Raw genomic sequence first — 22,684 nt, forward strand, 5'->3', positions numbered from 1 at the left:
TCATATTCCTTTTCACGGAGAGGCGGCTTGCCGCAGATCATGGATCTCGTCCGCATCAACGGGATCGAGGGCCTGCAGCAGTGCCTCGATCCTGATCGTCGCAAAATTGCAGTACGTATCGGAGACCGCGTAGGGCAGGACGATCTGCCCCCCATGGCGCATCGCGCCGCAGGTATAGACGACGTTGGGAACGTAACCCTCGCGCTCGGACGGCTCCGGTCGGACCAGAGGTTCGCGTGAGCGCGCAAGCACCCTCGACGGATCCTTCTTGTCGAGAAGGACGGCGCCGATCGCATAGCGCCGCACCGGGCCGACGCCATGGGTGAACAGCAGCCAGCCCTCATCGAGCTCGATCGGCGAACCGCAGGTCCCGATCTGAATGAACTCCCAGGGATATTGCGGCTTCAGGATCGCGACCCCGCCATCCCAGTTCAGGAGATCGTCCGAATAGACGAGATAGAGGTTCTCGTTGTCCTGCCGCGCGATCATGGCGTAGCGGCCGCCGATCTTGCGCGGAAACAACGCCATCCCCTTGTTCACGGCAGCGCTGCCTCGTAGCGGCGACATCCGGAATGACAGGAAGTCGGTGGTCTCGATCAGCTCGGAGCGTATCCCCCTGCCGTTATAGGCCGTGTAGGTCGCGCGGAACACGGTTCGCCCGCCCTCGTCGAACGCGACGAAGCGCGCATCCTCGATCCCATTCGACTGCGAGGCCGTGATCGGAAAGATCACCCGCTCGCTGATGTCGCCATCCGGCGAGAACACCACCTCGACGTCGTCGCCATCGACCCGCACCATGCGGTTGCGGAAGGTCGCGATCGTCGCGAGGCGCGAGGTCGGATCGACGCTCAGGCCGCCGTCGGCGGCGACCGTGCCCGATCGGAAGGTCAGGGACGAGATATGCCCCTCGCCGACCGCGCGCACGCTGAGAACGAAGCGACACCCGCCTGGCGGAGCACCGGACTGGTCGGGGTGCAAAACGATGCTCGGGTTGAAGAGTGCCGCAGCCTCGAACGAATACTCGTGCAGGAAGTAGGACCCGACGAGCTGACGCTGCGTCCTGGTGAACGCGCCATGGGCCGTGAACACCTCCTCCATTTCGTCGGCGCGCGCCTCGAAGCGCTCCAGCAGGTTCCGGTGCCGGCCGTTGAAATTCTCCAGCACCTCGGCGAGTTGGCTTGCTGCCGCCTCATGGTCCAGTCCCATCACACGAGCGACGATGTGGTTCGCACGGAGCTTGTCCGTGGGGTTCATGTCGCGCGGATCGGGCGAGGGCCCGAAGCGGCGCACCACGACCCGGGCGGGATCCGGGTACAGGTGCAAGGCCTGCCGGTTCAGGAAGGTGGCTTGCGACACGTCGCCCCCAAGTCGGTTTGTGCGGATCGCCGAAGGCTCAGGCGTGCAAGACCCGAAGCGGCGCCAGTTTCGGGCGGTCCCCGCTCATGCGGGACAGCTGGCGAATCTCGGCGAGGCTGAGAAGGTAGGATACCACGGATTCGCCGCCGCGGTTCTCATTGGGCCGATCGCGGTGCAGGCCGTCGCGACAGGCGCCGGTATCCAGATCGACCAGCGGGGTCGACAGATCGTTGTCGCCCATGAACCAGGCGAATGCGCGCACCGCCTCCGCCCGCCATTGCACGTCGCCATCGGCGCGCCAGGCGGCGAGGCAGGCCGAGATGGTTGCCGTAGCTTCCAGCGGTTGTTGGTCGAATGCCTTCGGCGGGCTGAGCCTGTCGCTGAAGCTGTCGGAGCCGACCGGCCTGAACAGGCCGGCAGGTGTGCTCTGCACCTCGACGAGCCAGCGCAGCGAGCGCAGGCCGGCCTCGACATAGGCGGGAGCCTGCATCGAAAGCCCGGTGGCGATCAGTGCCTGGGGCAGCCGGGCGTTATCGTAGGAGAGACCTTCCTCGAACCAGACCCAATCCGGCGTCTCGACCGTCGACAACAGACCAAGCAGGCGGTCCGCCAGCAGGGAGCGCAGCCGGATGGTCGAGGACGGCGCCGCGACCACGGCGCAGTAGGCGTCCAGGCCGAGCAGCGCAAAACTCCAGGCACGGGGCGAGCTGAAGCTCTCCATCACAGGCAGGGCTTCGGCGAACAGCGCAGTCGCCCAGCGCCGCCGCGATGGGCTGGTGTCGCTGCGCGCGCACTCTCCGAGAGCCCAGAGCGTGCGGCCGTGGCTGTCTTCCGAGCCGACCTCCTCGAGCCAGCGTCGATCGAAGCTCATGAAATTGCGGAAGCGCTGCGCCTGCGGATTCCAGGCGTGCTGGACGAAGGACGCGAAGCGCGCCGTCAGCGGCTCGGGCAAGCGTTGCTCGCCGGCTCCGCCGAGAGCGCAGGAGAGCAACAGTGCGCGGGCATTATCGTCGACGCAGTAGCCATGCGTGCGATCGGGCACGGAATGAACCGCATGCTGGAACAGGCCGGTATCGTCGCACATGCAATGGAGATGCTCGGTGCGCAGCTCCGGCGGCGCGGAAGGCTGGAGGAATGGCCTTGCCTGCGCCGGTCCGGCGACCACGCTCAGCACGCGGCCGCGGCGCGCCGTCTCGAAGGTGGCGAGATAGCGCTTTGCGGTCTGCTCCCAGGTCATCGAGCGGCTGCTGGCATAGGCGCGCCGGCGCATGGCCTGCCGCCGCTCGGCATCGGTCAGCAAGGCTGCGATCTCGTTGCCGGTCGCGACGATGTCGCCGAACGGCACCAGGACGCCGCGGCCGTCGGCAAGCAGTTCCTGGGCATGCCAATAGGGCGTCGAGACGACCGCCTTTCCGAGCCCGAAGCTGTAGGCCAGCGTGCCCGAGGTCATCTGCGCCTCTTTGAGATAAGGCGTGACGTAGACGTCGCACATGGAGATGAAGCCGAGCAGCGTCTGGCGATCGACGAACTGGTCGAGGAAGACGACATGATCCTCGATACCGAGCTCGTGGACACGCTTCTGCAAGCCGATGCGATAGGCTTCGCCCTGCTCGCGGACGAGATGAGGGTGCGTTGCACCCAGGACGACGTAGACGGCATCGGGCCGGCGTCTCAGGATCGACGGCATCGCATCGATCATCACCTCGATGCCCTTGTTGGGCGACAGCAGGCCGAAGGTCAGGATGACCGAGCGGCCGGCGAAACCGTGCCTGGCCTTGGCATCGTCCGGTTCGACAAAGGCGAAATCGGGAATGCCGTGCGCGATCACCTCGATCTTGTCGGCGGGAAGCCGGTAGATCGTGCGCAGCAGGTCGCGCCCTTTTTCGGCCATGACGACGACCCGGGAGGAGGCATCGACAATCCGCTCCATGACGCTGCGCTGTGCCGGGCTTGGCTCCGACAAGACGGTGTGGAGCGTGGTGACGACCGGCATCGTCAGGCGTGACAGCAATCCTGTGACATGCACACCCGCTTCACCGCCGAAGATGCCAAATTCGTGCTGCAGCGAGACGACGTCGAACTGGCCGTTATTCAGGAAATCGGCAGCGCGCGCATAATCCTGGATCCGGTCTTCGTAGATCTGGAAACCGACGGTGCTTGGATAGTTGTAACCGTCGCCATCGTTCATCGCCACGATGGAGGTTGCCAGATCGGGGTCCGATGCGGCGACCGCCTGCTGCAGGTCCGTGGTGAAGGTCGCGATGCCACAGCGGCGCGGCAGCGAGTTGCCGATGAAGGCGATACGGTGGGGCGGGTTCATGGTCTTGCCTCTGCAAAGGAAATTGGCGCACCCGCCGTCGCGGCGAGCAGCGGGCGCCGGCGAGCGGCGGTGCCGGGGAGAGCGATCGCATCGTTGGCGGCAAGGGGGCGGAGCAGGTCGCTGCTCGGCATGGTGGCATCGTAGGCGACCAGGCAGGTCAGCCCGGCCTGCCCGGCGGCGATGCGCATGATCTCGGCCTGCATGAAACAGCCCTCGCCGATGCCGATCCGCAAAGGACCGAGCCGCCCCTCGCCGGCGATCACGATCAGCCAGGTCTCCGGCCCGGCTCGCAGATCCCACAGCGAGCCCGGAGCCAGCTCGAACCGTTCGAGAGCGAAGAACGGGCTCGCCAAAAGCAGGGTTCTGGCATTGCTCAGCCGCTGCGGCGGCACCTGCTCCGCGGCCGGCCCGGCATGGGCGGCGGCGACGCCGGACTCGATATGGAGCTCGCGGTCGCGGCCGTGGTCGAACAGGCGGAAGGTCGTATCGCTGCGCTGCTGGATTTCGGCGAGTACGAGGCCGGGGCCGATCGCGTGGATCGTTCCCGCCGGCACGAAGATGACGTCTCCCTTGGCGGCCTTTCGCCAGCCGATCTGCTCGGCGATCGAACCATCGGCGATCGCGGCCCGCAGCTGCGCCTCCGTGAGCGCCGATTGCAGGCCGACGCCGACCCTGGCGCCCGGCTCGGCGGAAAGCACGTACCAGGCTTCGGTCTTGCCACGCGGCAGCCCCATGGCGCGCGCAGCGTCGTCGTCCGGATGCACCTGGATCGACAGCGTTTCACGCGTGAATAGCAGTTTGAGCAGCAGCACGGGCTCGGGCGCATGCGGATCGCGGCGCTGGAACCAGATTTCGCCGATAGCGGCGCCGTCATGGTCGGCCCTGTTCCAGGGCAGGAGATCGGTCGAGCCCCAGGGCTTGGGCATGACCTGCAGGCGAGCCGGTTCGAGGGCCATGTCGTGCTCCAGATTCGCTCAGCCAGCAAGCTCGACGGGTTGTCGAACGGCGCTGCAGCGGTCGGCGAAGGCCCGCGACGGCAAGCGTGTCGAGGGGAAGCGCGGCGCAGGGCGTTGCGCTTGTCGGAGCGCCCGAAGCTCGGTCCTTCGCCAGAGCGGGCTTCGGGGGGCGGAGCCAGCAGTGAGGCGCGAAGGGCAAGATCGCCCAGTGGTCGAAGAGGCCTACCGGCACTGTGGCCACCGCGGTGCCGTCGTCGGCATCGCGATTCATTCCAGGCTCGAACGGAGCAAGGGGCACCTGAGCGTCGCCAGGCATTCGCTGTCCGGAACTGGGTGATTTTGGCCTAGCCGGCAATCATCGAAGCTCCGCGACCATCGGGTGCCGCGAACGCCAAATTAGCCAAATCGTCAGCCCCACACATGAGAATGATCGGTTTTCAGACAAGGCTCATGGTCGAGTTTATTATGTCGCAAGCTAGAAAAGCGATTTATTTGCGGACATCGAGACCATGGCCGGGAGTTAATCTCAAGATACAATGGACATAAACACGTCAAGTAGCGACAGTTTTATTTTCGACAATTTTCGGAAGCTCGAGAATTATTTTTGGCACTCCTGTCATTCGAGTGCCAAAGGGGCTATATGAATGGCGTGGCCGCCCTTGCGCCGGCCGCAGAAAGAACCCGATGGAATTCCGTCCATTCCATGGCCGCGTCGTCATTCGACCTGCGGAAGGCGATCTCGAATCCCGGGGCGGGATCATCATTCCTGACACCGCCAGGGAAAAGCCCCAGGAAGGCGAGGTCGTGGCCGCAGGCCCCGGCAATCGCGACGAGAGCGGCAAGTTGCTCCCGCTCAGCGTCAAGGCCGGCGATCGCGTGCTGTTCGGCAAATGGTCCGGCACAGAGGTCAAGATCAATGGCGAGGACCTTCTGATCGTGAAGGAGGCCGACATCATGGGCATCGTCGAGCCGAAGGGAGCGGACCTGCAGAAAGCCGCCTGACCGGCCGACCTCCGACCCCTGCAACCGCACGACCGAACTGGACAAACATCATGTCTGCCAAGGAAATCAAATTCTCCACCGATGCGCGCGATCGAATGCTGCGCGGCGTCGAGCTGCTCAACAATGCCGTCAAGGTCACGCTCGGACCCAAGGGCCGCAATGTCATCATCGACAGGTCCTACGGCGCGCCGCGCATCACCAAGGACGGCATCACCGTCGCCAAGGAGATCGAGCTTTCCGACAAGTTCGAGAACATGGGCGCCCAGATGGTGCGCGAGGTGGCGTCGAAGACCAACGACCTGGCCGGCGACGGCACCACGACGGCGACGGTCCTCGCCGCTGCCATCCTGCGCGAGGGCGCCAAGCTCGTCGCCGCCGGCATGAACCCGATGGATCTGAAGCGCGGCATCGACCTCGCTGTGACCGCCGTGATCAAGGAAATCCGAACACGCGCCAGCAAGGTCAAGACGTCCGGCGAAATCGCCCAGGTCGGCACCATCGCCGCCAATGGCGATGCCGCTGTCGGCAAGATGATCGCCAAGGCGATGGACAAGGTCGGCAATGCCGGTGTCATCACGGTCGAGGAAGCCAAAACCGCCGAGACCGAGCTCGACGTCGTCGAGGGCATGCAGTTCGACCGCGGCTATCTCTCCCCCTATTTCATCACCAATGCCGAGAAGATGCGCGTGGAGCTGGAGGATCCCTATATCCTTGTCCACGAGAAGAAGCTCGGCGGTTTGCAGGCAATCCTGCCGATCCTCGAAGCCGTCGTGCAGACCGGCAAGCCCCTCCTGATCATCTCGGAGGATGTCGAAGGCGAGGCGCTCGCCACCCTCGTCGTCAACAAGCTCCGCGGCGGCCTCAAGGTCGCGGCCGTCAAGGCGCCAGGCTTCGGCGACCGCCGCAAGGCCATGCTCGAGGATATCGCGATCCTGACCGCCGGCCAGATGATCTCGGAGGATCTCGGTATCAAGCTGGAGAACGTGACGCTCGACATGCTCGGGCGAACCAAGCGGGTGGTGATTGAAAAGGACACGACGACCATCATCGACGGCGCAGGCGACAAGGCGGCGATCGCGGTGCGCGTCGGCCAGATCAAGGCGCAGATCGAGGAGACCTCCTCGGACTATGATCGCGAGAAGCTGCAGGAGCGCCTGGCCAAGCTCACCGGCGGCGTCGCGGTGATCCGCGTCGGCGGCGCGACCGAGGTCGAGGTCAAGGAGAAGAAGGACCGCGTCGACGACGCCCTGAACGCGACCCGCGCGGCCGTGGAAGAGGGCATCGTTCCCGGAGGCGGCGTCGCGTTGCTGCGCGCCAGGACCGTGCTGGCCGCATTGACGGGCGCCAATGCCGATGTGAAGGCCGGCATCTCGATCGTGCTCAGGGCGCTCGAAGCCCCGATCAGGCAGATCGCGGAGAACGCCGGCGTCGAAGGCTCGATCGTCGTGGGGAAGCTCATCGACAGCAAGGATCACAATCTGGGCTTCGACGCGCAGACGGAGGCCTATGTCGACATGTTCGAAGCCGGGATCGTCGATCCCGCCAAGGTCGTGCGGACCGCCTTGCAGGATGCCGGCTCGATCGCGGCGCTTCTGATCACCGCCGAAGCGATGATCGCAACCGCAGCCACGCCGGACTCCGCCGCGGCGGGCAATGGCTCGATGGGATACTGAACAACCGCACCCGGGCCGCGCGGCCATCCGGCCGGGCGGATCATGCTCCAACATATTGCATTGGCGCGAATTCTTGTCGTTCAGCCGATTCTGGCTGAACGGAAAGCGCGCCGGCGGCAATCGACAGCGAGAATTTCCAATGGCCATGCAGAGCGCCGGCGCGACATCCAGAGTTTCGAAAACTACCAGCCCTCGAAAACGATCCTGGTATGGGCCTGCATCGCCGCAGAAGCGGCCACGATGATCGTTGGCTTCAACTGGGGCGGCTGGGTGACGGGTGGAACTTCGCGCATGGCCGCGACCTCCGCAGGCGATGCCGCGAGAGGAGAACTGGCGTCGGCTATCTGCGTCCAGCGCTTCAATGCGGCCCCGCAGGCGACTGCGAAGCTCGTCGAACTCAAGGCTCTAGGTGACGGCTACAAGCAGCGCCAGTTCGTCGAGGCCGGCGGCTGGGCCACCATGCCCGGGCAGACCTCGCCCGATCGACGCGCGGTCGAAGGTTGTGCTGCTACGCTCGCCACCTGAGAATCTCTCCCGGGATTGCGCGCTCCGGATCTCCGGAGCGTGCTTGTACCGTCTGCGGCCGGCCCCGACCGAGGCGGGCGGTCCCGGCGGTCGGCACGCCCGTGACCGAGAACGGTTGCTGTGGCCGAGGGTGAGTGTGGTCATCGCGTCGCCATCGCCGAAGGCGTGACACCATCCGAGCCCGCGGCGCAGGGCCAAGTTCATGCGCTGTGAGTTGCCGTGAAGCGGACGTTCCGAACGTCAGGAAGGGGCCACTAGCTCCGCTTGGCGCTTCCTGGTGCCGGGATTCCAGCTCCTTAGCGAGTACGATTTCGACACGAAAGCACCGCCTCCAGGATGAAGTACGGCGCCTTCATTCCTTGCGCGCGGCAAACGTCTCAACGAAAACGAGGGCTTGCGTCCTTGCTCGCGCTGAGGATTAATAGGTCCGTTCATGAGGAGGTTGTGGCCGCCGGCGGCGGCGATCTCGAGCACGCGCTTGGCGCTCTCCTGGCCCTTGATCTCGCGTAAGTCAGGCAGCAACCCGCTTTGACGGGCGACGGCGGGCTCGGGGCGTGCCATCACCTGCGTGCCCTTGAAATGATTGGCGAGCTGGATCAGCGAGCGCGGCGCGAGGATATCGAGATCACCAGCCGCCCAGGCCGCTTCCGGGCCGCTCGCCGCCGGGCAGATCAGCCCCTGCCCTCTTGCATAGGCCGCGATCGCCGCCGGCAGCACCCCGGCGACAGGCGTTATCGAGCCATCAAGGGCGAGCTCACCGAGCACGGTGTAGCCGGCCAGCGCATCGGCCGGGATCGCGCCGATCGCCGCCATGACGCCGAGCGCGATCGGCAGATCGTAATGACTGCCTTCCTTCGGCAGGTCGGCAGGGGCGAGGTTGACGGTGATGCGCTTGGCCGGCAGCGCCAGCCCCGAGGCGATCAGCGCGGCACGGACCCGCTCCTTGCTCTCGCCGACCGCCTTGTCAGGCAGGCCGACCAGAATGAAGGCGACGCCGCCCGGCGTGACCTGAACCTGGACATCGACGGCGCGTGCCTCGATGCCCTCGAACGCCACCGTCGCGACCCGCGTCACCATCCAAGCCCACCCCAGCCCCGCGCGATGACGCTAGCGGAAACGCGCTATGGTTGCAAGAACAGATCGGGAACTTTTGAAGCGGCAAACGAAGCGAGGTTGGGCCTCCATTGCCGCGCACGCCCATGCCTTCGAGTGCTCGGCGGCTTCCGTGCCGGGAACGGACGCGAATACAGATGTTGCCCACACGGCCCCCCGGTGCCGGCCTCGCGGAGACCGCTTCACCGTCGCGTGACGATACCGATCTCGGGCTTGCGCGCAGCACCGAGCCAGAGCAGCAGGAAGCCGAGCAGCAGACCGGCTGCAGCGGTCGGCATCTGCAGCACATGCACGAGCACCGGGTCCCAGAGCATGGGGTGGAGATTGCGCTCGACGGCAGGCTGCAGCAGGCGGAAACGCTCGCCGATGAGCGTCAGCAAGGTCTCGCCGAGCGGCGTGAAGCGCAGGACCGAATTGGCGATCGAGCGCGCCCCATCGGTGAGCAAGGCGACAAACCCTCCGGCGACGAGAAGGTAACCGAACATCCTGACGAGAAAACGCAATTCGTCCCCCGATTCCCGCACTGGCCGGCACTGGCGCGGCCAACCCGCATGTGTCCCCTCACCCGATGCATTGCAACGGCAAAGGACAATTGCGTGCAACCTCGCCGGGGCGCGGCATTAGGTCTTGAAAGAAGCGCGCGCGGAGGCCATAAGCGGCGCGCCGGACAGGTGGCCGAGTGGTTGAAGGCGCACGCCTGGAAAGTGTGTATACGGGAAACCGTATCGCGGGTTCGAATCCCGCCCTGTCCGCCACCACCCGCTTCGGGTAGCTCAACCTAAAATCCTAAACAGAACGGTGGTTTGCAGGGTTCTAGAACCCTGATCCGGGCACCAAGCCAGATGCTCGGCAAACGTCAGTCTCAAGACCGCTTGTCGCACGTCCAGATTTCCAGTTCCCCAAATATCATAGGAGCTTACGAGAAAACGCAGTGCGAGTTCCAATGTCTGCTCGAAGCTGCCTTGGACCTTGCCGCCAGGTGCTTCGTGTTCAGCGAGAGTGATCTTCCACCGCTCCAGCTCCGCGATACGCTTCTCATAAGCCGCGACCACAGCATTCGAGCTTGCCGCGACGATCCGGTCACCAGATGCCTCGTTCACAATATCCATTTCGCGAAGGGAACCGCGTTAGGACTCCCTCGTTCCATGTCCGGTCCATCTCCGGCCAAGGATCAGGACGATGAAAGAACCGGTGCTGTCATGGTGCTCCCGCTCGGTCGAAGCCTTACCCGGTTCCGGCTTGCCCGAGCTTCAGGACCTCGCCCAACGGCTCATCACGGAGCTAGGCCATGCCGGGCTCATGGTTGCGGTCGCCGAATCCTGCAGCGCGGGGACGCTCGCCAACTGCCTGTCGAAGGCGGAAGGAGCGGGAGACGTTCTGATCGGCGGCTTCGTGACTTATATGCCGATTGCAAAGACCGGGCTCCTGGGTGTCCCTGCTGATCTCATAGAGACCCACACCGCGGTTTCAGGACCGGTCGCGCGCGCGATGGCAGGCGGCGTGCTTGCGAGCACGCCTGCTGATCTTGCGCTGGCTCTCACCGGTGTGACCGGCCCCGTCGCCGACGAGCGTGGCAATCCGCGAGGACGCGTCTGCATCGCCGCAGCCATGAAGGGAGGCGAAGGCATGGATTGTCATTGCGAATTTGGCGCGTTTCCGCCGCCCGTTCTGCTCGATGCTGCCTTACGAACGGCGCTCGCGATGGGTTCGGATCTCTTGAGGCGGCATCTTGGGAGCAGGTGATGGATGCCGATGATCGGCGTCCAGCCGCAGGCCGGAAAGGAGGGCCAGCGATGATCCGTCCGCCCCACACCGAATCGCGCGGCCTGCCCAAGGCCGTCCCGAAGTCGCCGCCGTGATTGCATTCCTCGCTAGCGAAGACGCGAGCTTCTGCTCAGGCCTCGGCGTCCGACGGCGTCAGGACACGCCCGACCACGCCAAGATGTTTTTCGCTGAAGTTCATCACGGCGAGGACAATGACAGAGCCATCCTCGCAGGCGAGTTCCAATCTACTGCAGAAAGCACCCACCTCGACCTCTGACAAGTCGCAGAAGAGGTACCCTGCGCGCCTGTCATCGTAATCGCTGCTGAACTGATAGCTAACAGCCAACTCACTCCCACTGCGCAACATCAGGCGACCATTACCGGTGATCATGTTGCCCTCCCGCATCGCGAGAGCTGCACGGGTTGTGCTCTCGGCGGCCATTCCCGAAAGGCAACGGAAACGACCGGAAGGTAATAGGCGCCTGGGCTGGCCCGGCGTCTTTAACAAGAGTTAAATGACGTGCTGCGCTTTCGAATCTGGGCTGCTTTGATGTTTAATGGGGGAGCAGCCGACCGGCGGCCTTTGCGGCGTCGAGAAACGCGCTGCGCGCTTCGGCGGCTGACATCTCGCCCGTCATCGCATCCGCGCAAGCTGCAATTGCCTGCCGCCATTCGGGCCCGTGCTCCGGCCATTCGAGCAGTTGTTCCGCGGCTTTTTCGACTGAGTTCACAGCACAACATTTGCCGTGCCTCGCGGTCTCTACGCTCACAGCAGGACTGAACCGGTGGCGCGCCATCACACGCAATTCCAACTGGACTGGCAGCTCAACGCCAGTCGCGGGCAAGCGTTCCTTAGCCGAAAAAATATTCAGTTTGTCCGCAACGCTCAGCAAGGGCTCTGCAGTTGTTCGAACTGGAACAGCTCAATCGCCTGGTTGGTTGAGTCTGATCGAAAATGTGGCGTTGGAGGTCGCGATGCGAACCCAGCACAAGCGGCACGGTCTGGCCAGCACGGTCAGCCGACGGCCTCCCCACCGTCGCGAGCTCCGTCGTGAATCCTGTGAGGATGTTGGCGGCAATCGCTTCACCGTCATCGCTTGGCGTCCTTACGCGGGTCTGAGGATCACGCATTACGAACTGGAGGACGGAACGCCGGTGCGCGTCATCGACGATTGCCTGTTCGAGATCGAAACGACAGGGCAAACGCTCAGTCGGTGTGACGAATGACGGCGCGCGACATCGTCAGCGGCCTCAGCCCGGCGTAGCCGGTCCGACGGGCCTTGGACCCGTAGATGTCAGCAAAATGCCCCGCGCAGCGATGTTTTCCAGAGGGACCGATTAAGACCGCGCGCGGCGATCGGCTTCGCAGAGGTCCCGGCTCAAAGCGCAGAAATTCTCTGCCGCCAACTGGTAGCGTCGCCAGGCTTCGATCGGTTCCTTACCGGGCTGCATCGACTTGCGTTGACTATTGGGGGTGTCGACCACGATTTCGTCCGGATCCAGCCCGGCAGCTCGGCACATGGCCCGAGCTATGGTTTCCACCCGCTCTTCCCTGCCGATCATTCGAACCACTCCGTACAGTGACCCGACCAAGCCAATCAATGAACCGTCAAGCCTCCCAGCTCGGCGCTTCGTTCGAGATTGCGTCAATGTCAAAAGTTAAAATGGAGCGCGCCTGCTGCGCATAAGCTCGGCTCGGTCAGGCGTCGCCGTGATGCGCGCAGGAAGGAATGGTTGGAGTATGGCCCATGCCCGGAAAGCCTAGCACCTCGGCTACGGTGCTCGATGTCCTCCATGTGATCATCAGCGAAGACCCGACCGAACGCACAATCATCAAACTGGCGATCGAGGGATCGACCAACGTCGACCTCATGTTCGATCCCCTTACCCTGGCCAAATTGCAGGCTATCCTGATCAAGGTGGATAGCCTGCAGGCGCAGGCCCAGACGACGCAATAGCCGGAGAGGCTGAGAAAAGCCGAGGTTATAGGTCGTCTGGAAGTCCGGTGAAGCGCCGATCATTGCGGGTCTCGAGGAAGCTCGAATGGGCTGGCTCAGCAAGATGACGCTCCTTCATGTAAGCGAAGCCGATCACGTCACCATGAGCCGCGCCATACAGCAGCACCTCCATCCGTTCCTGCCGTGAGGCGATTTCCAGCGGCCAAGCTGGCGGCCGTTCGCTTTGCGCCGCCTGCAACTCGTCCATGAAGCTTGGCAGCAAAACAAATCGAAAAATCTATATCTCCTCGATAGTTCCGTGATTTTCCGGGGAGCCCGGCCGATAGGCCTTTCGCCGGAACATCCATCCTCGTCCCGCCGTTGGGGAGTCAGTGGATGTGCAGCATCCACGCTTCCAAAAACGCAGCTATGGAGATTGCGATATGGCTAATCAGTCAGGCCGAGGCTTTGCGTCCATGGACGAAGGCAAGCAGCGCGACATCGCTTCGCAGGGCGGCCAGAGCGTCCCCGCCGAGAAGCGCAGTTTCTCGCAAGACCACGAACTGGCCTCGGAAGCCGGCCGCAAGGGCGGCGAAAGCAGTGGTGGCGGCAATCGCCAGCAGTCGGCGAGCGCTGATGAGCGCGGCCAGCAGGGTGGTGAACGCGGCGGTTCGGGGAACTTCGCCCGGGACCGGGAGCGCGCCTCCGAGGCCGGTCGAAAAGGCGGCCAGAGCTAGGCCTTCAGGGCGGGCCCTATCGGGCCCGCCCACCCCGACAAAAGCGCATCACGCTTTGCCCTGCGACCGCAAGGCATTCTGCATCATATCATTTGATGGCTTTAACAAGTGATCATGTGTTAAAGTCGAACCATCGCTGGAGGGCTATTTTGGGCTCCAGTGGCTGAGAGATTTTAAGAGCTCCCGCCCCCTCAAACGGCGCGGTGAGCAAATGCCTGAATCTCGTAAAGATGTTCTGTCCCAGATGCTGCGCAAATTGGAATTGCGCGCAACGTTGGACGATGCGGACCGGAAAGCACTTCTAGCACTTCCAACAAGAATTCAGAAAGTCGAGCCTAGCGTATATCTCATTCGTGAAGGTGACCGCCCGGATCAATCTTGCGTTCTTGTGAAGGGGTTCGCGCTGCGGCACAAAATGACCGAAGATGGAGGCCGACAAATTATCAGCTTTCATCTGGACGGTGATTTCCTGGATTTGGAAGATTCACTGCTGAACATCGCGGATCACAATGTTCAGACCTTGACACGATGCGAAATTGCTTTCATTCCCCGCAGCGCCATGCGCGAACTTATACTATCATATCCTACGGTCGGAATGGCGATGTGGGTCGATACACTGATCGACGCTTCGATCTATCGCGAATGGGTCGTCAACGTTGGCAAGCGCGATGGTTTCGCGCGGGTCGCTCATCTGCTTTGCGAATTCGGGCGGAGGCTGGAGGTTGCGGGCCTCGCAAACGCCCACGGCTACGATTTGCCGATGACGCAGGAGCAGCTCGCCGATGCCACAGGCATGTCACTCGTGCACGTCAATCGCGTGCTCAAACGCCTGGGTTCCGAGCAGCTCATAAAGCGAAAGCGGAAGTTCGTGCACATTCCCGATTGGGAGCGTTTGCGGAGCGCCGCTGGCTTCAGCGAGCTTTATCTTCACCTCGATCAGGTGGTGCGTGGGCACCGCGCCGACCGGAGCCTTTAAAGTCACCCGCGACAGGATCTGTCGCGCCATCGGTCCAGGACCCCACCAGCGTAAGAGTGGCGCTATAGATCACGTCGCCCCAGCTGTTCCTGACACGGACGGCATAGCGCTGGTTGTCTCCATCAGGAATCGAATCCCGCGCCATATCGGGCAGCCCAGCCAGGGCAGCCTTTCGAGCGGCCTGGTTATCGCTGGCATCGAAGCCATCGCGATCGACATAGGCCGATTGCCCATCTGTGCTGTCGACGAAATATCGCGGCATCTCGCTTCAATGCTCAGCGGTCGTTCCGGTTCCTATAGAGAGTACCAGAGCAGCCCTGTTGTCGGCATTAGCAAATGTCGAAAACGGGTGGGACACCGACGCTCGACGGGCGCGGAAAATTATTCAGATCTTCCGGCATGATTGCTCAAAATCATTGGCTGAGAGCCCAGTTCGTCACCATCCGAGCCATCACGAGGCGGCTGCAAAAATGAGCCTCATCAGTCGATTTTTCAGGTTAATTCCCAGACGGAGAAAACTCCCTGTCCTTAGCCGATTTTGGCCCCGCCGGCGATGCCAGCGGGGCAGCAGTTTAATACCCACCAGTTGGAGCGGGCCGGGGCGATAGGGTGCGCCGTGTTCATCGAAACGGCTCCAGCCGGCTTCACGGTATTCAGCCAGGCGGGTGTCGCGGTCGATCGGGGTTGCGCCATCCATGATGGCCTCGGCTGCTGGCGCCTGGTCTTCTGACACCATCACCGTAGCGCCGCGCCGGACGGTTTCGGCGTAGTAGTGGGCGCTCTCTTCGGGGAACCGAAACCCGGCATCATCGCTTATCTGTCGCGAGGGAGTGGAAAACCTCCATGGCGAAATCCGAGCTTCCGATGTCCGCGCCTAGCGCGGCCCCCGCGCCACGCAAGGGAATGCCAAGTCCGAGACTGGACGAGGTCTTGTTCAGGCGTCGGTTCTTGCAGCAGTTTACCGACCCAGCGTTTGATCGCCTCCGACGAGAGCTGGCCTCGATTGCAGACGTCGCATGGCAGGCCTATGCGGATTCGCGCAAGAGCCCGCTGACCCGAAAGGCGGGCGCCGGCTATGCCGATCCTGACTATGAACTCTCGGTCGATTGGCTCGAGGCAAAGACGGCGATCGACAAGGCGAGGTCCCGGCATGACGACCCGGCGGCTCCCCCGCGTATTCTGATCGTCAACGCCTCGTCGCGCAGCGAGCACACCTGCCCGGGCGAAATGTCGAAGAGCTATCGCTTGGCCGAGCTGGCGCAGTCTGTGTTCACTGAGGAAGCTGGTCTCTCGAGCGAACTGCTCGATCTGTCGCGGCTGGCCTCCGAATACGGCCGCAACATCCATCCCTGCAAGGCTTGCTTCTCGACAGCCGCCCCGCTCTGTCACTGGCCCTGTTCCTGCTATCCCAACTACTCGCTCGGCCAGAGCCATGACTGGATGAACGAGATCTACCCGATGTGGGTCGCGGCGCATGGCATCATGCTGATCAGCCCGGTAAACTGGTACCAGGTCTCTTCTCCGCTCAAGCTCATGATGGACCGGCTGGTCTGCGCCGATGGTGGCAACCCGGATCCGACCGCTACCCACGGCAAGGATGCGGCGAAGGCGAAAGGGCTCGAGCTCGCGGGTTGGGGCTATCCGCGTCACCTCGCCGGCAGGCTCTTCTCTGTGGTCGTGCATGGCGATGTCGAGGGCGCCGAGAATGTGCGGCGCTCGATCTCGGACTGGCTGAGGTTCATGCATCTGGAGCCGGCCGGGCCGCTGGCCGAGCTCGACCGCTATATCGGCTACTGGAAACCCTACGCGACCAGTCATGACGAGCTGGACGCCGATCAGGCGGTCCAGGACGAAGTGCGCAATGCCGCGCGCTCGCTGACCGAAGCGGTCCAGAAGCGTCGAGCCGGTCGCCGTGACGAGATCGGAGCCGAATTGCGCCAGCCGCGCCAGAAATAGGACTGCTCAGGACCGTTTGAACGGCCCTCGCCAGGGTGACCGGCATGGCAGGCTGGAAGCCGAAATTTGGCCAACATCTCCGCTAGAAGGTTGCCAGTGCCTCATCGTGCAACGGAGCTTTGCCATGTACCATGAGAAGCTGAAGCAGTTTCGGAAGCGATCAATCGAAAAGGCCCTGCGTGCCGGGCTGCCTGCTTATTTCATCGACGAATGCCTGGGTGACGGCGTGATCCGGATCAAGCCCGACGGAGCGATGGAACTCATCGTCGTTCAGCAGGGCCAGGCGCAGATCAAACCATTCGAATGCCGGACCTGCTGATTGCAGGCATCCGCCGACGCTGCTTCCAGCCGAATGACGGTCGGCTGGGAACATCATATGCCTCTGGGCGATCTGGTTACATGGTGTTCTTGATCGGCGGCAGCTTGACCGGGAGCACATGGCGAACTGCGATCGAGGCAGGTGATGGGCAGGCGAGCGAGCAGCGGCCGGCGACATGACGGGCGGGCGGCGATCCGTATCGGGGTCTCGGGTTGGACCTACGCGCCTTGGCGCGGGCATTTCTACCCCGAGGGTCTGGTGCAGAAGAACGAGCTCGCCTTTGCGGCCAGCCAGTTCCCGGCGCTGGAGATCAACGGCACCTTCTACGGACTGCAGAAGCCGGATGCTTTCGCTCACTGGGCGCAGGCTGTGCCCGATGGCTTCGTCTTCGCCGTCAAGGGCTCGCGCTATATCACCCATATGCGCCGTCTCAGGGACATCGAGACGCCGCTCGCCAACTTTTTCGCGTCCGGTCCGCTGCGGCTCGGACCGAAGCTGGGTCCGCTGCTCTGGCAGTTTCCGCCGAGCTTCCGCTTCGATGCGGCCCTGATGAAGGATTTCCTCGGGCTTCTTCCGCAGGACACGCAGGCGGCCTCTGCTCTGGCGCGTCGGCATGATGAGCGTCTGGAAGGGCGGGCCTGGCTCCGCACCGACGCGAAGCGCGCGGTCCGTCACGCTATCGAGATCCGCCATGACAGCTTTCGCGATCCGGCCTTCATCGACCTGCTCGCCCAGCACGATGTGGCGCTCGTCTGCGCGGACACCGTCGACTGGCCCCGGCTGATGGATCTGACCTCCGATTTCGTCTACTGCCGGCTGCACGGCTCGGCCGAACTATACCGCTCGCGCTACAAGAAGGCTGATCTGAAGCGCTGGGCAGCTCGAATCGAAGCCTGGGCCGAGGGCAAGCCGATGGAGGATGGCGAGTTCGCCGGCGATCCGCACGCCGCCCCCGCTCAACCGCGCGAGGTATTCCTGTTCTTCGACAATACCGACAAGCGCCATGCACCGGCCGATGCCTCGGCGCTGATGCGGCTGTTGAACCTGGCCTGGAAGCCAGACGCAAACAAGCTGGCCGCATGAGTCGATAGTCGCCGGCGGGCCGGCGGCGGTCCCAAGTTTCGCATAGCGCTCCGCGCCATCCGCTGCCTCAGTCCCGATGCAGCTTCCCCAGATTGCCGGGCAAACCTGAGAAGGGCAGATCGTCCTCCGTGAGCAGCGCTCCACTGCGTTCCGGCCCGCGTTCGTCCGGTTGAGGTGCTGCACCGAGCATGAGGGCGGCGGCCGAGGCGATCTCCTCCGGTGGTGCCATATCCTGCTGAAGGTGCCATTCGACGAAGTCGCGGCTCTTTCCGGAACGTGTCGCCAGCTCGGCCACCCAGTCATGCCCGGAAAACTGTTCGGCCATCCTGAGCGCCAGTTCCTGGCCGGTCCCAACTAACTCGTTCTGTCCCATCGTCATAGCTCTGCCTCCTTATCTGAGGCCAACCTCGCCTGCTGCCGGGAGTTCCATTGCGCGACCGATGATCCTTTGGGCGGCTGGCGCGTTGCCTCGGCAATGTGACGGAGCGTGCCATGTCGCCCACCGAGGAAGAGGCCGAGCGAGCCTTGCAGGACGTGCCGAACCTGAAGGCTTTGAACGCCGTCATCGCGGCGTCGGCCCCGCTTGTTCCCGGCGCCACCCGCGCGGTGCTGGGGGAAGGGCCTGAAGGCGCGGCGATCGCCTTCGTCGGCGAGCAACCCGGGGACCAGGAGGATCGACAGGGCCGGCCCTTCGTCGGACCGGCCGGCCGCCTGCTCGACCGCGCCCTCGGCGAGGCCGGCATCGACCGGGGCGAAAGCTACGTCACCAATGCCGTGAAGCATTTCAAGTTCGTGGAGCGGGGCAAACGGCGCATCCACCAGCGTCCGACCGCCGGTGAGGTCAGGCATTACCGCTGGTGGCTCGACAAGGAACTCGCCTTCGTGAACCCGCATATCGTCGTCGCGCTCGGGGCGATCGCTGTCCTGGCTCTGGCCGGCAAGGCTTTGCCGATCTCGCGAAACCGCGGAGCAGCCCGGTTCGGGGATCGCCGCGGCTTCATCACCGTCCACCCCTCGTTCCTGCTGCGGCTGCCTGGGGACGAGGCTCGCGCACAGGCCTTCGATGCTTTCGTCGCTGATCTGCACCGGATCCGCGAACTCTCGCAGCAATAGGAAAGCTATGGCGTGCAAAGGCCAGATGGCTGCGCGCCTGGCAGGTCGCGGATATCTCAATACCGCTGCAGGATCGCCTGCATCTGCGCGATTTCCTTCTGCTGGGACTCGATGATGCTCCGACAGAGCGCTACGATCTCCGGATCGGTGACCGAGGCCTGTTCGCACATCAGGACCGCGCCGGAATGGTGCGGGATCATGGAACGGAGGAATTCGGCATTGCCCACGCCCGCCTGGGTTCGCATGCCAATGAAGCTCACGAGGAAGATGGCGATCGCGCCGACGCAGATCGCGAGATTGATCCGCCGCGACGGGAACATCGACCGCATCGAGACCAGCATGACGACGGCCATGGGGGCCAGCATCATCAAGGTCATGTAGACGTTGTTAAGGTTGAGGTGAAAATGCGCGAGCGTCGCGATCATCGTATACATGACCAGGTACATCACGATGAAGTCGATCGCGAGTTCGAGGCCTAACCGCAAGTAGTTTCCACGCATCGCGTGCTGGTGTTTGTGCTCCATGGCTGGTTCCTGCCGACCGCTTATGGACGGAGAACGAGAGGACGCGACAGCCGGTTCCTTGTCGAAACAATCTGTAACAAAAAACGAACCAAGCGGGCCGCTGGGTCAGTCCCCATTCCACATCGTCCAACGGGAACAAGCGGCGCAGTCCGCGGTCTTAGTAGCGGTATGCAGCGCAACTAGCTCGGGTGCTCATGAAATTCCCTCCGCTGTTCACGCTGGTCGCGGCGCTCTCTCTGGTTTTCGGCGCCGGTCCGGTCTCGGCACTCACCGCGGATGAGGTGAACAAGGCGACCATGGCGCGCGATCTCCGCAAGAAAACGAACAAGCCGGCCCCCTCCATCGTCAAAGCCCAGGTCCTTCTCAGTCGGCGCGGGATTTCGCCCGGCCTGATCGATGGCCTCGACGGCGAAAACTACCGCAAGGCGATCGCCCAGTTCCGTCGGCAGGAGATGCTGGGCGACGCCGACACTATGGATGCAAGGACGTGGCAGGCGCTTGGCGGCGATGCGACCGGCGATATCGTCGTCGAATACAAGATCTCCGCCAAGGACAGCGCCCACCGCTTCGCCAAGAGGATCCCGCGCGACTACGCCCGGCAGGCCCGCCTGAAGCGCCTGGCCTATACGAGCGCACGGGAAATGCTCGCCGAGCGCTTCCACATGAGCGAGCGGCTGCTCCTCGTCCTCAATCCTCGCACAAGCCTTCGCAAGGCCGGCGGATCGATCTTCGTCATCGCGGCGACGCGGGCCACCCCGCCAGGCAGCGCCCTACGTGTCGAGGCCGTCAAGAGCACTGGCATGGTTGTCATCTATGGCGAGGGTGACCGGATCCTTGCGAGCTATCCCGCCACGATCGGCTCGGGCGAGACGCCATCGCCCGAGGGAGAATATCAGATCGAGCGGGTCGTCAGAAACCCGACCTACCATTACGATCCGGACAAGAATTTCCAGCAGGGAAACAATACCAGGAAGCTCGTCCTGCCGGCCGGTCCAAACAATCCCGTCGGCACGGTCTGGATCGCTCTGTCGAAACCGACCTTCGGCATCCATGGCACGCCCGATCCGTCGCGGGTCAGCAAGAACTCCTCGCATGGCTGCGTTCGGCTGACGAACTGGGATGCCGAGCATCTCGCCGCGATGGTGAAGCCGGGCGTGTTCGTGCGCTTCGTGGACTAGAGGCGACGTGGGGCGGGAGCTCGGCCCAGCGACCGGCCGATCAACCGCGAACCATGCGCCAGATCACATTGCCAACATCATCGGCGACCAGCAGCCCGCCGCGCGAATCCGGAAGCACGCCGACAGGCCGGCCGCGCGCCTCGCCGGCTCCATCGAGAAAGCCGCCCATCAACGAGAATGACGACTGCGGCGGCGATCTTGGCGAGACGGGACCAGGGCATGGCCGGCTCCATGATTGGGTTCTGCGCGAGGCACTACCGCTCGAACGCCAGCCCGGAGCTTTTGTCCGCGTCGCGGCGTCAAAGGGAACTGCGAGGAGCTCTGCCAGTTGCCCCCTCACGGCATCGCAGCGGGGAAGCGCATGACGGAAACGAAACGCGCAGATCCGGGCAGCGCTCCGCTCGTCAGTGCGGCTGTCGTGTGCGCCGCGGGTCTCCTGGTGCTGCCGCTCAGCGATCTGGGCCCGCTATCGCTGCAGATGACCCATCATCTCGTGCTGATGAACGTCGCTGCGCCGCTGGTGGCCTTACTGGTGGCCGCGCGGATGCCCGCATTGGGTGTCCGGGCCCTCTGGTTCGCCGCCGTTTCCCAGCTTCTCCTGCTCTGGGCCTGGCACCTGCCGGGCGTGCAGCAAGCCGCCGCCGCATCCGGCCTGCTGCAGGCGACAATGCTCTTGTTCCTGGGCGCAGCCGCGCTGGCCTTCTGGCTCGCCATCATCGCCGCGGAACGGGCGGGCGGCTGGCGAGCCATCGCCGGGCTGCTGCTCACCGGCAAATTCGCCTGTCTGCTCGGCGCGCTCCTGATCTTCGCACCGCGCGATCTCTACGGGCTTCCGGGATTGGCACTGGCCTTCTGCAGCAGCGGTCCATCCTCGCTGGAGGACCAGCAGCTTGCCGGCCTGCTGATGGTGACCGCCTGCCCGTTGAGCTACCTCACTGCCGGCGTCGTCGTCGCGGCGCGCCTGCTGTCCCGCATCGCCAACGAGCCCGATCGTCATGCTGCCGGCGCGCGCTAGAGCGGCCAACTGGCTGGTGCAGAGCTGGCGGCACCTGCTCGGCGCGGTGTTCGCCTTCGCCGCGGCCGGCATCGTAGCGATCGGACTCTTTGCCTGGTCCGGGCTTTACAGCGTCGCCGCCAGCAGCGGCCACTGGGCCATCGTCGACTTCTTCCTGCGCTTCGGGATGGAAAGTTCGGTCCGGACGCATGCTCCGGCGCTGACGCCGCCCGATCTGGCTGACGAGAATCTGGCTCGATTGGGCGCCGGCCATTTCCATGCCGGCTGCGCCTTCTGCCACGGCTCGCCCGGCACGCCTGTTGGCGCTGCAGCCCTGAAGATGCTGCCGCCTCCGCCGGAACTGGACGGCAAGCTGGCGGAGTGGTCCGACCAGCAGCTGTTCTGGATCGTCCGTCACGGCATCAAATACACGGGTATGCCGGCCTGGCCGGTGCAGGGTCGCGATGACGAGGTCTGGGCTCTCGTCGCTTTCCTGCGTCGGCTGCCTTCGCTCGATGCCGAAGCCTACAAGGCGCTGGCGCTGGGAGAGATCGAGCCCAGGCCGGAGACCGCCCGCCAGATCGTCAGCGGCGAGGACCGGGTCGATACGGTCGAGGCCTGCGCGCGCTGTCACGGACTGGAGAAGGGGCCGCGCAGCGAGCTCGTGCCCGTGCTGCACGGCCAGCCGCGCGAGAGGCTCGAGACGGCCCTGCGAGCTTATCGCAGCCGCGAGCGCGACAGCGGTATCATGCAGGTCGCCGCCGCCGAGCTCGACGACAAGGCGATCCGCGACCTCGCCGCCTTCTACGCAAGGCTGCCGGCGCCAACTCATCTGCCTCAGGCACCGATCCAGGATGAGAGCGCCGTCGAGCGCGGCGCCGTTCTCGCCGCGCAGGGCGACGCGGACCGTCAGGTACCCGCCTGCCTGACCTGCCACGGCGATGCGGGGCTGCCGACCTACCCGCGCTTGTCGGGCCAGCCGGCGCGCTATCTCGCGAGCCAGCTCGCCGCCTGGCGCACGGGCTTCAACGCCAGGACGCCCGGCGGGATCGTCATGGCTCCGATCGCGCGCCGCTTGACGCCGCAGCAGGTCGCCGATGCCGCCGCCTATTTCGCCAGCCTGCCGCTTCCGGCTCCGGCCCAGGCCCGGCGATGAGG

The 22,684-nt window shown here is 64.1% G+C and carries 27 protein-coding genes, 1 tRNA gene and 2 pseudogenes; 16 read left to right on the top strand and 14 right to left on the bottom strand.

Annotated elements, in window-relative coordinates; genetic code table 11:
* Positions 1-12: 12 nt before the first annotated feature.
* Genes ACSQ24_RS22470 through ACSQ24_RS22480 form a run of 3 tightly spaced genes read right to left on the bottom strand, consistent with a single transcriptional unit; the run spans position 13 to position 4,632 of the window.
* A complete protein-coding gene (locus ACSQ24_RS22470; RefSeq protein ID WP_436096829.1) occupies positions 13-1,356 on the bottom strand; it encodes a glycoside hydrolase family 130 protein in 1,344 nt (447 codons plus the stop codon).
* A gap of 37 nt (positions 1,357-1,393) precedes the next feature.
* On the bottom strand, positions 1,394-3,676 hold the full coding sequence (locus tag ACSQ24_RS22475) for a glycosyltransferase family 4 protein (RefSeq protein WP_436096830.1): 2,283 nt from the start codon (positions 3,674-3,676) through the stop codon (positions 1,394-1,396).
* Positions 3,673-4,632 carry a class I mannose-6-phosphate isomerase gene (locus ACSQ24_RS22480; protein WP_436096831.1) on the bottom strand — a complete coding sequence of 320 codons (960 nt, stop codon included), beginning with the start codon at positions 4,630-4,632 and terminating at the stop codon, positions 3,673-3,675. Before ACSQ24_RS22480 ends, ACSQ24_RS22475 begins: the two co-directional genes overlap by 4 nt.
* Before the next feature lie 684 nt (positions 4,633-5,316).
* Between ACSQ24_RS22480 and ACSQ24_RS22485 the strand changes: the two genes are divergently transcribed.
* The 3 genes from ACSQ24_RS22485 to ACSQ24_RS22495 are packed head-to-tail and all read left to right on the top strand — an operon-like array spanning position 5,317 to position 7,832.
* Positions 5,317-5,634: a co-chaperone GroES gene (locus ACSQ24_RS22485; protein WP_436096832.1), complete on the top strand. Its 318-nt coding sequence runs from the start codon at positions 5,317-5,319 to the stop codon at positions 5,632-5,634.
* Positions 5,635-5,684: 50 nt separating this feature from the next.
* Positions 5,685-7,307 carry a chaperonin GroEL gene (gene groL, locus ACSQ24_RS22490; RefSeq protein ID WP_436096833.1) on the top strand — a complete coding sequence of 541 codons (1,623 nt, stop codon included), beginning with the start codon at positions 5,685-5,687 and terminating at the stop codon, positions 7,305-7,307.
* 42 nt (positions 7,308-7,349) lie between these two features.
* Entirely contained in the window at positions 7,350-7,832 is a 483-nt protein-coding gene (locus ACSQ24_RS22495; RefSeq protein WP_436096834.1) for a hypothetical protein, read from the top strand.
* A 419-nt stretch (positions 7,833-8,251) separates the two neighbouring features.
* On the opposite strand, the pseudogene ACSQ24_RS22500 reads toward ACSQ24_RS22495, so the two are convergent.
* Both ACSQ24_RS22500 and ACSQ24_RS22505 read right to left on the bottom strand, forming a co-directional pair.
* Positions 8,252-8,909, bottom strand: a pseudogene (locus ACSQ24_RS22500) (magnesium chelatase domain-containing protein); the annotation flags it as partial.
* 218 nt (positions 8,910-9,127) lie between these two features.
* Positions 9,128-9,391, bottom strand: a complete 264-nt coding sequence (locus tag ACSQ24_RS22505; RefSeq protein ID WP_436096835.1) for a hypothetical protein — start codon at positions 9,389-9,391, stop codon at positions 9,128-9,130.
* Between the two features lie 219 nt (positions 9,392-9,610).
* On the opposite strand from ACSQ24_RS22505, the gene ACSQ24_RS22510 reads away from it, so the two are divergent.
* Positions 9,611-9,700, top strand: a tRNA-Ser gene (locus tag ACSQ24_RS22510).
* A gap of 18 nt (positions 9,701-9,718) precedes the next feature.
* Here ACSQ24_RS22510 and ACSQ24_RS22515 read toward each other — a convergent pair.
* Positions 9,719-10,054, bottom strand: a complete 336-nt coding sequence (locus ACSQ24_RS22515) for a hypothetical protein (RefSeq protein ID WP_436096836.1) — start codon at positions 10,052-10,054, stop codon at positions 9,719-9,721.
* 70 nt (positions 10,055-10,124) lie between these two features.
* Here ACSQ24_RS22515 and ACSQ24_RS22520 point away from each other — a divergent pair, with 70 nt between their 5' ends.
* Entirely contained in the window at positions 10,125-10,688 is a 564-nt protein-coding gene (locus tag ACSQ24_RS22520) for a CinA family protein (RefSeq protein WP_436096837.1), read from the top strand.
* Between the two features lie 151 nt (positions 10,689-10,839).
* Here ACSQ24_RS22520 and ACSQ24_RS22525 read toward each other — a convergent pair whose 3' ends face one another.
* The gene (locus ACSQ24_RS22525; RefSeq protein ID WP_436096838.1) at positions 10,840-11,100 is read right to left on the bottom strand and encodes a hypothetical protein; all 261 of its coding nucleotides are present in this window, start codon (positions 11,098-11,100) and stop codon (positions 10,840-10,842) included.
* 163 nt (positions 11,101-11,263) lie between these two features.
* Complete coding sequence (locus ACSQ24_RS22530) at positions 11,264-11,602, bottom strand: DUF982 domain-containing protein (protein ID WP_436096839.1); 339 nt, start codon at positions 11,600-11,602, stop codon at positions 11,264-11,266.
* Between the two features lie 46 nt (positions 11,603-11,648).
* Between ACSQ24_RS22530 and ACSQ24_RS22535 the strand changes: the two genes are divergently transcribed.
* A complete protein-coding gene (locus ACSQ24_RS22535; RefSeq protein ID WP_436096840.1) occupies positions 11,649-11,936 on the top strand; it encodes a hypothetical protein in 288 nt (95 codons plus the stop codon).
* A gap of 111 nt (positions 11,937-12,047) precedes the next feature.
* On the opposite strand, the gene ACSQ24_RS22540 is transcribed toward ACSQ24_RS22535, so the two are convergent.
* Complete coding sequence (locus tag ACSQ24_RS22540) at positions 12,048-12,272, bottom strand: hypothetical protein (protein WP_436096841.1); 225 nt, start codon at positions 12,270-12,272, stop codon at positions 12,048-12,050.
* Between the two features lie 185 nt (positions 12,273-12,457).
* Between ACSQ24_RS22540 and ACSQ24_RS22545 the strand changes: the two genes are divergently transcribed.
* A complete protein-coding gene (locus ACSQ24_RS22545) occupies positions 12,458-12,667 on the top strand; it encodes a hypothetical protein (protein WP_436096842.1) in 210 nt (69 codons plus the stop codon).
* A 25-nt stretch (positions 12,668-12,692) separates the two neighbouring features.
* Here the strand turns inward: ACSQ24_RS22545 and ACSQ24_RS22550 are convergent, their stop codons facing one another.
* Positions 12,693-12,914: a hypothetical protein gene (locus ACSQ24_RS22550; RefSeq protein WP_436096843.1), complete on the bottom strand. Its 222-nt coding sequence runs from the start codon at positions 12,912-12,914 to the stop codon at positions 12,693-12,695.
* 208 nt (positions 12,915-13,122) lie between these two features.
* Here ACSQ24_RS22550 and ACSQ24_RS22555 point away from each other — a divergent pair, with 208 nt between their 5' ends.
* Together ACSQ24_RS22555 and ACSQ24_RS22560 are read left to right on the top strand one after the other, a co-directional pair.
* Positions 13,123-13,383 (top strand): general stress protein, encoded by a 261-nt coding sequence (locus tag ACSQ24_RS22555; protein ID WP_436096844.1) that lies wholly within the window; start codon positions 13,123-13,125, stop codon positions 13,381-13,383.
* Between the two features lie 211 nt (positions 13,384-13,594).
* Positions 13,595-14,359, top strand: coding sequence for a Crp/Fnr family transcriptional regulator (locus ACSQ24_RS22560; RefSeq protein WP_436096845.1), 765 nt, complete (start codon positions 13,595-13,597; stop codon positions 14,357-14,359).
* Here the strand turns inward: ACSQ24_RS22560 and ACSQ24_RS22565 are convergent.
* Complete coding sequence (locus ACSQ24_RS22565) at positions 14,295-14,621, bottom strand: DUF6894 family protein (RefSeq protein ID WP_436096846.1); 327 nt, start codon at positions 14,619-14,621, stop codon at positions 14,295-14,297. The genes ACSQ24_RS22560 and ACSQ24_RS22565 overlap by 65 nt on opposite strands.
* 189 nt (positions 14,622-14,810) lie before the next feature.
* Positions 14,811-15,095: a hypothetical protein gene (locus ACSQ24_RS22570; protein WP_436096847.1), complete on the bottom strand. Its 285-nt coding sequence runs from the start codon at positions 15,093-15,095 to the stop codon at positions 14,811-14,813.
* Between the two features lie 128 nt (positions 15,096-15,223).
* Here ACSQ24_RS22570 and ACSQ24_RS22575 point away from each other — a divergent pair, with 128 nt between their 5' ends.
* The 3 genes from ACSQ24_RS22575 to ACSQ24_RS22585 all read left to right on the top strand — a co-directional run bounded on the left by ACSQ24_RS22575 (position 15,224) and on the right by ACSQ24_RS22585 (position 17,717).
* Positions 15,224-16,315 (top strand): flavodoxin family protein, encoded by a 1,092-nt coding sequence (locus ACSQ24_RS22575; protein WP_436096848.1) that lies wholly within the window; start codon positions 15,224-15,226, stop codon positions 16,313-16,315.
* Positions 16,316-16,439: 124 nt separating this feature from the next.
* Entirely contained in the window at positions 16,440-16,634 is a 195-nt protein-coding gene (locus ACSQ24_RS22580) for a hypothetical protein (RefSeq protein WP_436096849.1), read from the top strand.
* A 144-nt stretch (positions 16,635-16,778) separates the two neighbouring features.
* Positions 16,779-17,717, top strand: a complete 939-nt coding sequence (locus ACSQ24_RS22585) for a DUF72 domain-containing protein (RefSeq protein WP_436096850.1) — start codon at positions 16,779-16,781, stop codon at positions 17,715-17,717.
* Positions 17,718-17,784: 67 nt separating this feature from the next.
* On the opposite strand, the gene ACSQ24_RS22590 is transcribed toward ACSQ24_RS22585, so the two are convergent.
* Complete coding sequence (locus ACSQ24_RS22590; RefSeq protein WP_436096851.1) at positions 17,785-18,096, bottom strand: hypothetical protein; 312 nt, start codon at positions 18,094-18,096, stop codon at positions 17,785-17,787.
* Between the two features lie 119 nt (positions 18,097-18,215).
* Between ACSQ24_RS22590 and ACSQ24_RS22595 the strand changes: the two are divergent.
* Positions 18,216-18,830, top strand: a pseudogene (locus ACSQ24_RS22595) (UdgX family uracil-DNA binding protein); the annotation flags it as partial.
* A gap of 56 nt (positions 18,831-18,886) precedes the next feature.
* Here the strand turns inward: ACSQ24_RS22595 and ACSQ24_RS22600 are convergent.
* The gene (locus ACSQ24_RS22600) at positions 18,887-19,255 is read right to left on the bottom strand and encodes a DUF305 domain-containing protein (RefSeq protein ID WP_436096852.1); all 369 of its coding nucleotides are present in this window, start codon (positions 19,253-19,255) and stop codon (positions 18,887-18,889) included.
* 293 nt (positions 19,256-19,548) lie between these two features.
* Between ACSQ24_RS22600 and ACSQ24_RS22605 the strand changes: the two genes are divergently transcribed.
* The 3 genes from ACSQ24_RS22605 (at position 19,549) to ACSQ24_RS22615 (ending at position 22,682) form a co-directional block, all read left to right on the top strand.
* Entirely contained in the window at positions 19,549-20,532 is a 984-nt protein-coding gene (locus tag ACSQ24_RS22605) for a L,D-transpeptidase family protein (protein ID WP_436096853.1), read from the top strand.
* A gap of 361 nt (positions 20,533-20,893) precedes the next feature.
* Entirely contained in the window at positions 20,894-21,547 is a 654-nt protein-coding gene (locus ACSQ24_RS22610) for a cytochrome c oxidase assembly protein (protein WP_436096854.1), read from the top strand.
* Entirely contained in the window at positions 21,528-22,682 is a 1,155-nt protein-coding gene (locus tag ACSQ24_RS22615; protein WP_436096855.1) for a c-type cytochrome, read from the top strand. Before ACSQ24_RS22610 ends, ACSQ24_RS22615 begins: the two co-directional genes overlap by 20 nt.
* Positions 22,683-22,684: the final 2 nt, after the last annotated feature.

Source organism: Allobosea sp. LjRoot237, assembly GCF_964253285.1.
Lineage (GTDB): Bacteria > Pseudomonadota > Alphaproteobacteria > Rhizobiales > Beijerinckiaceae > Allobosea.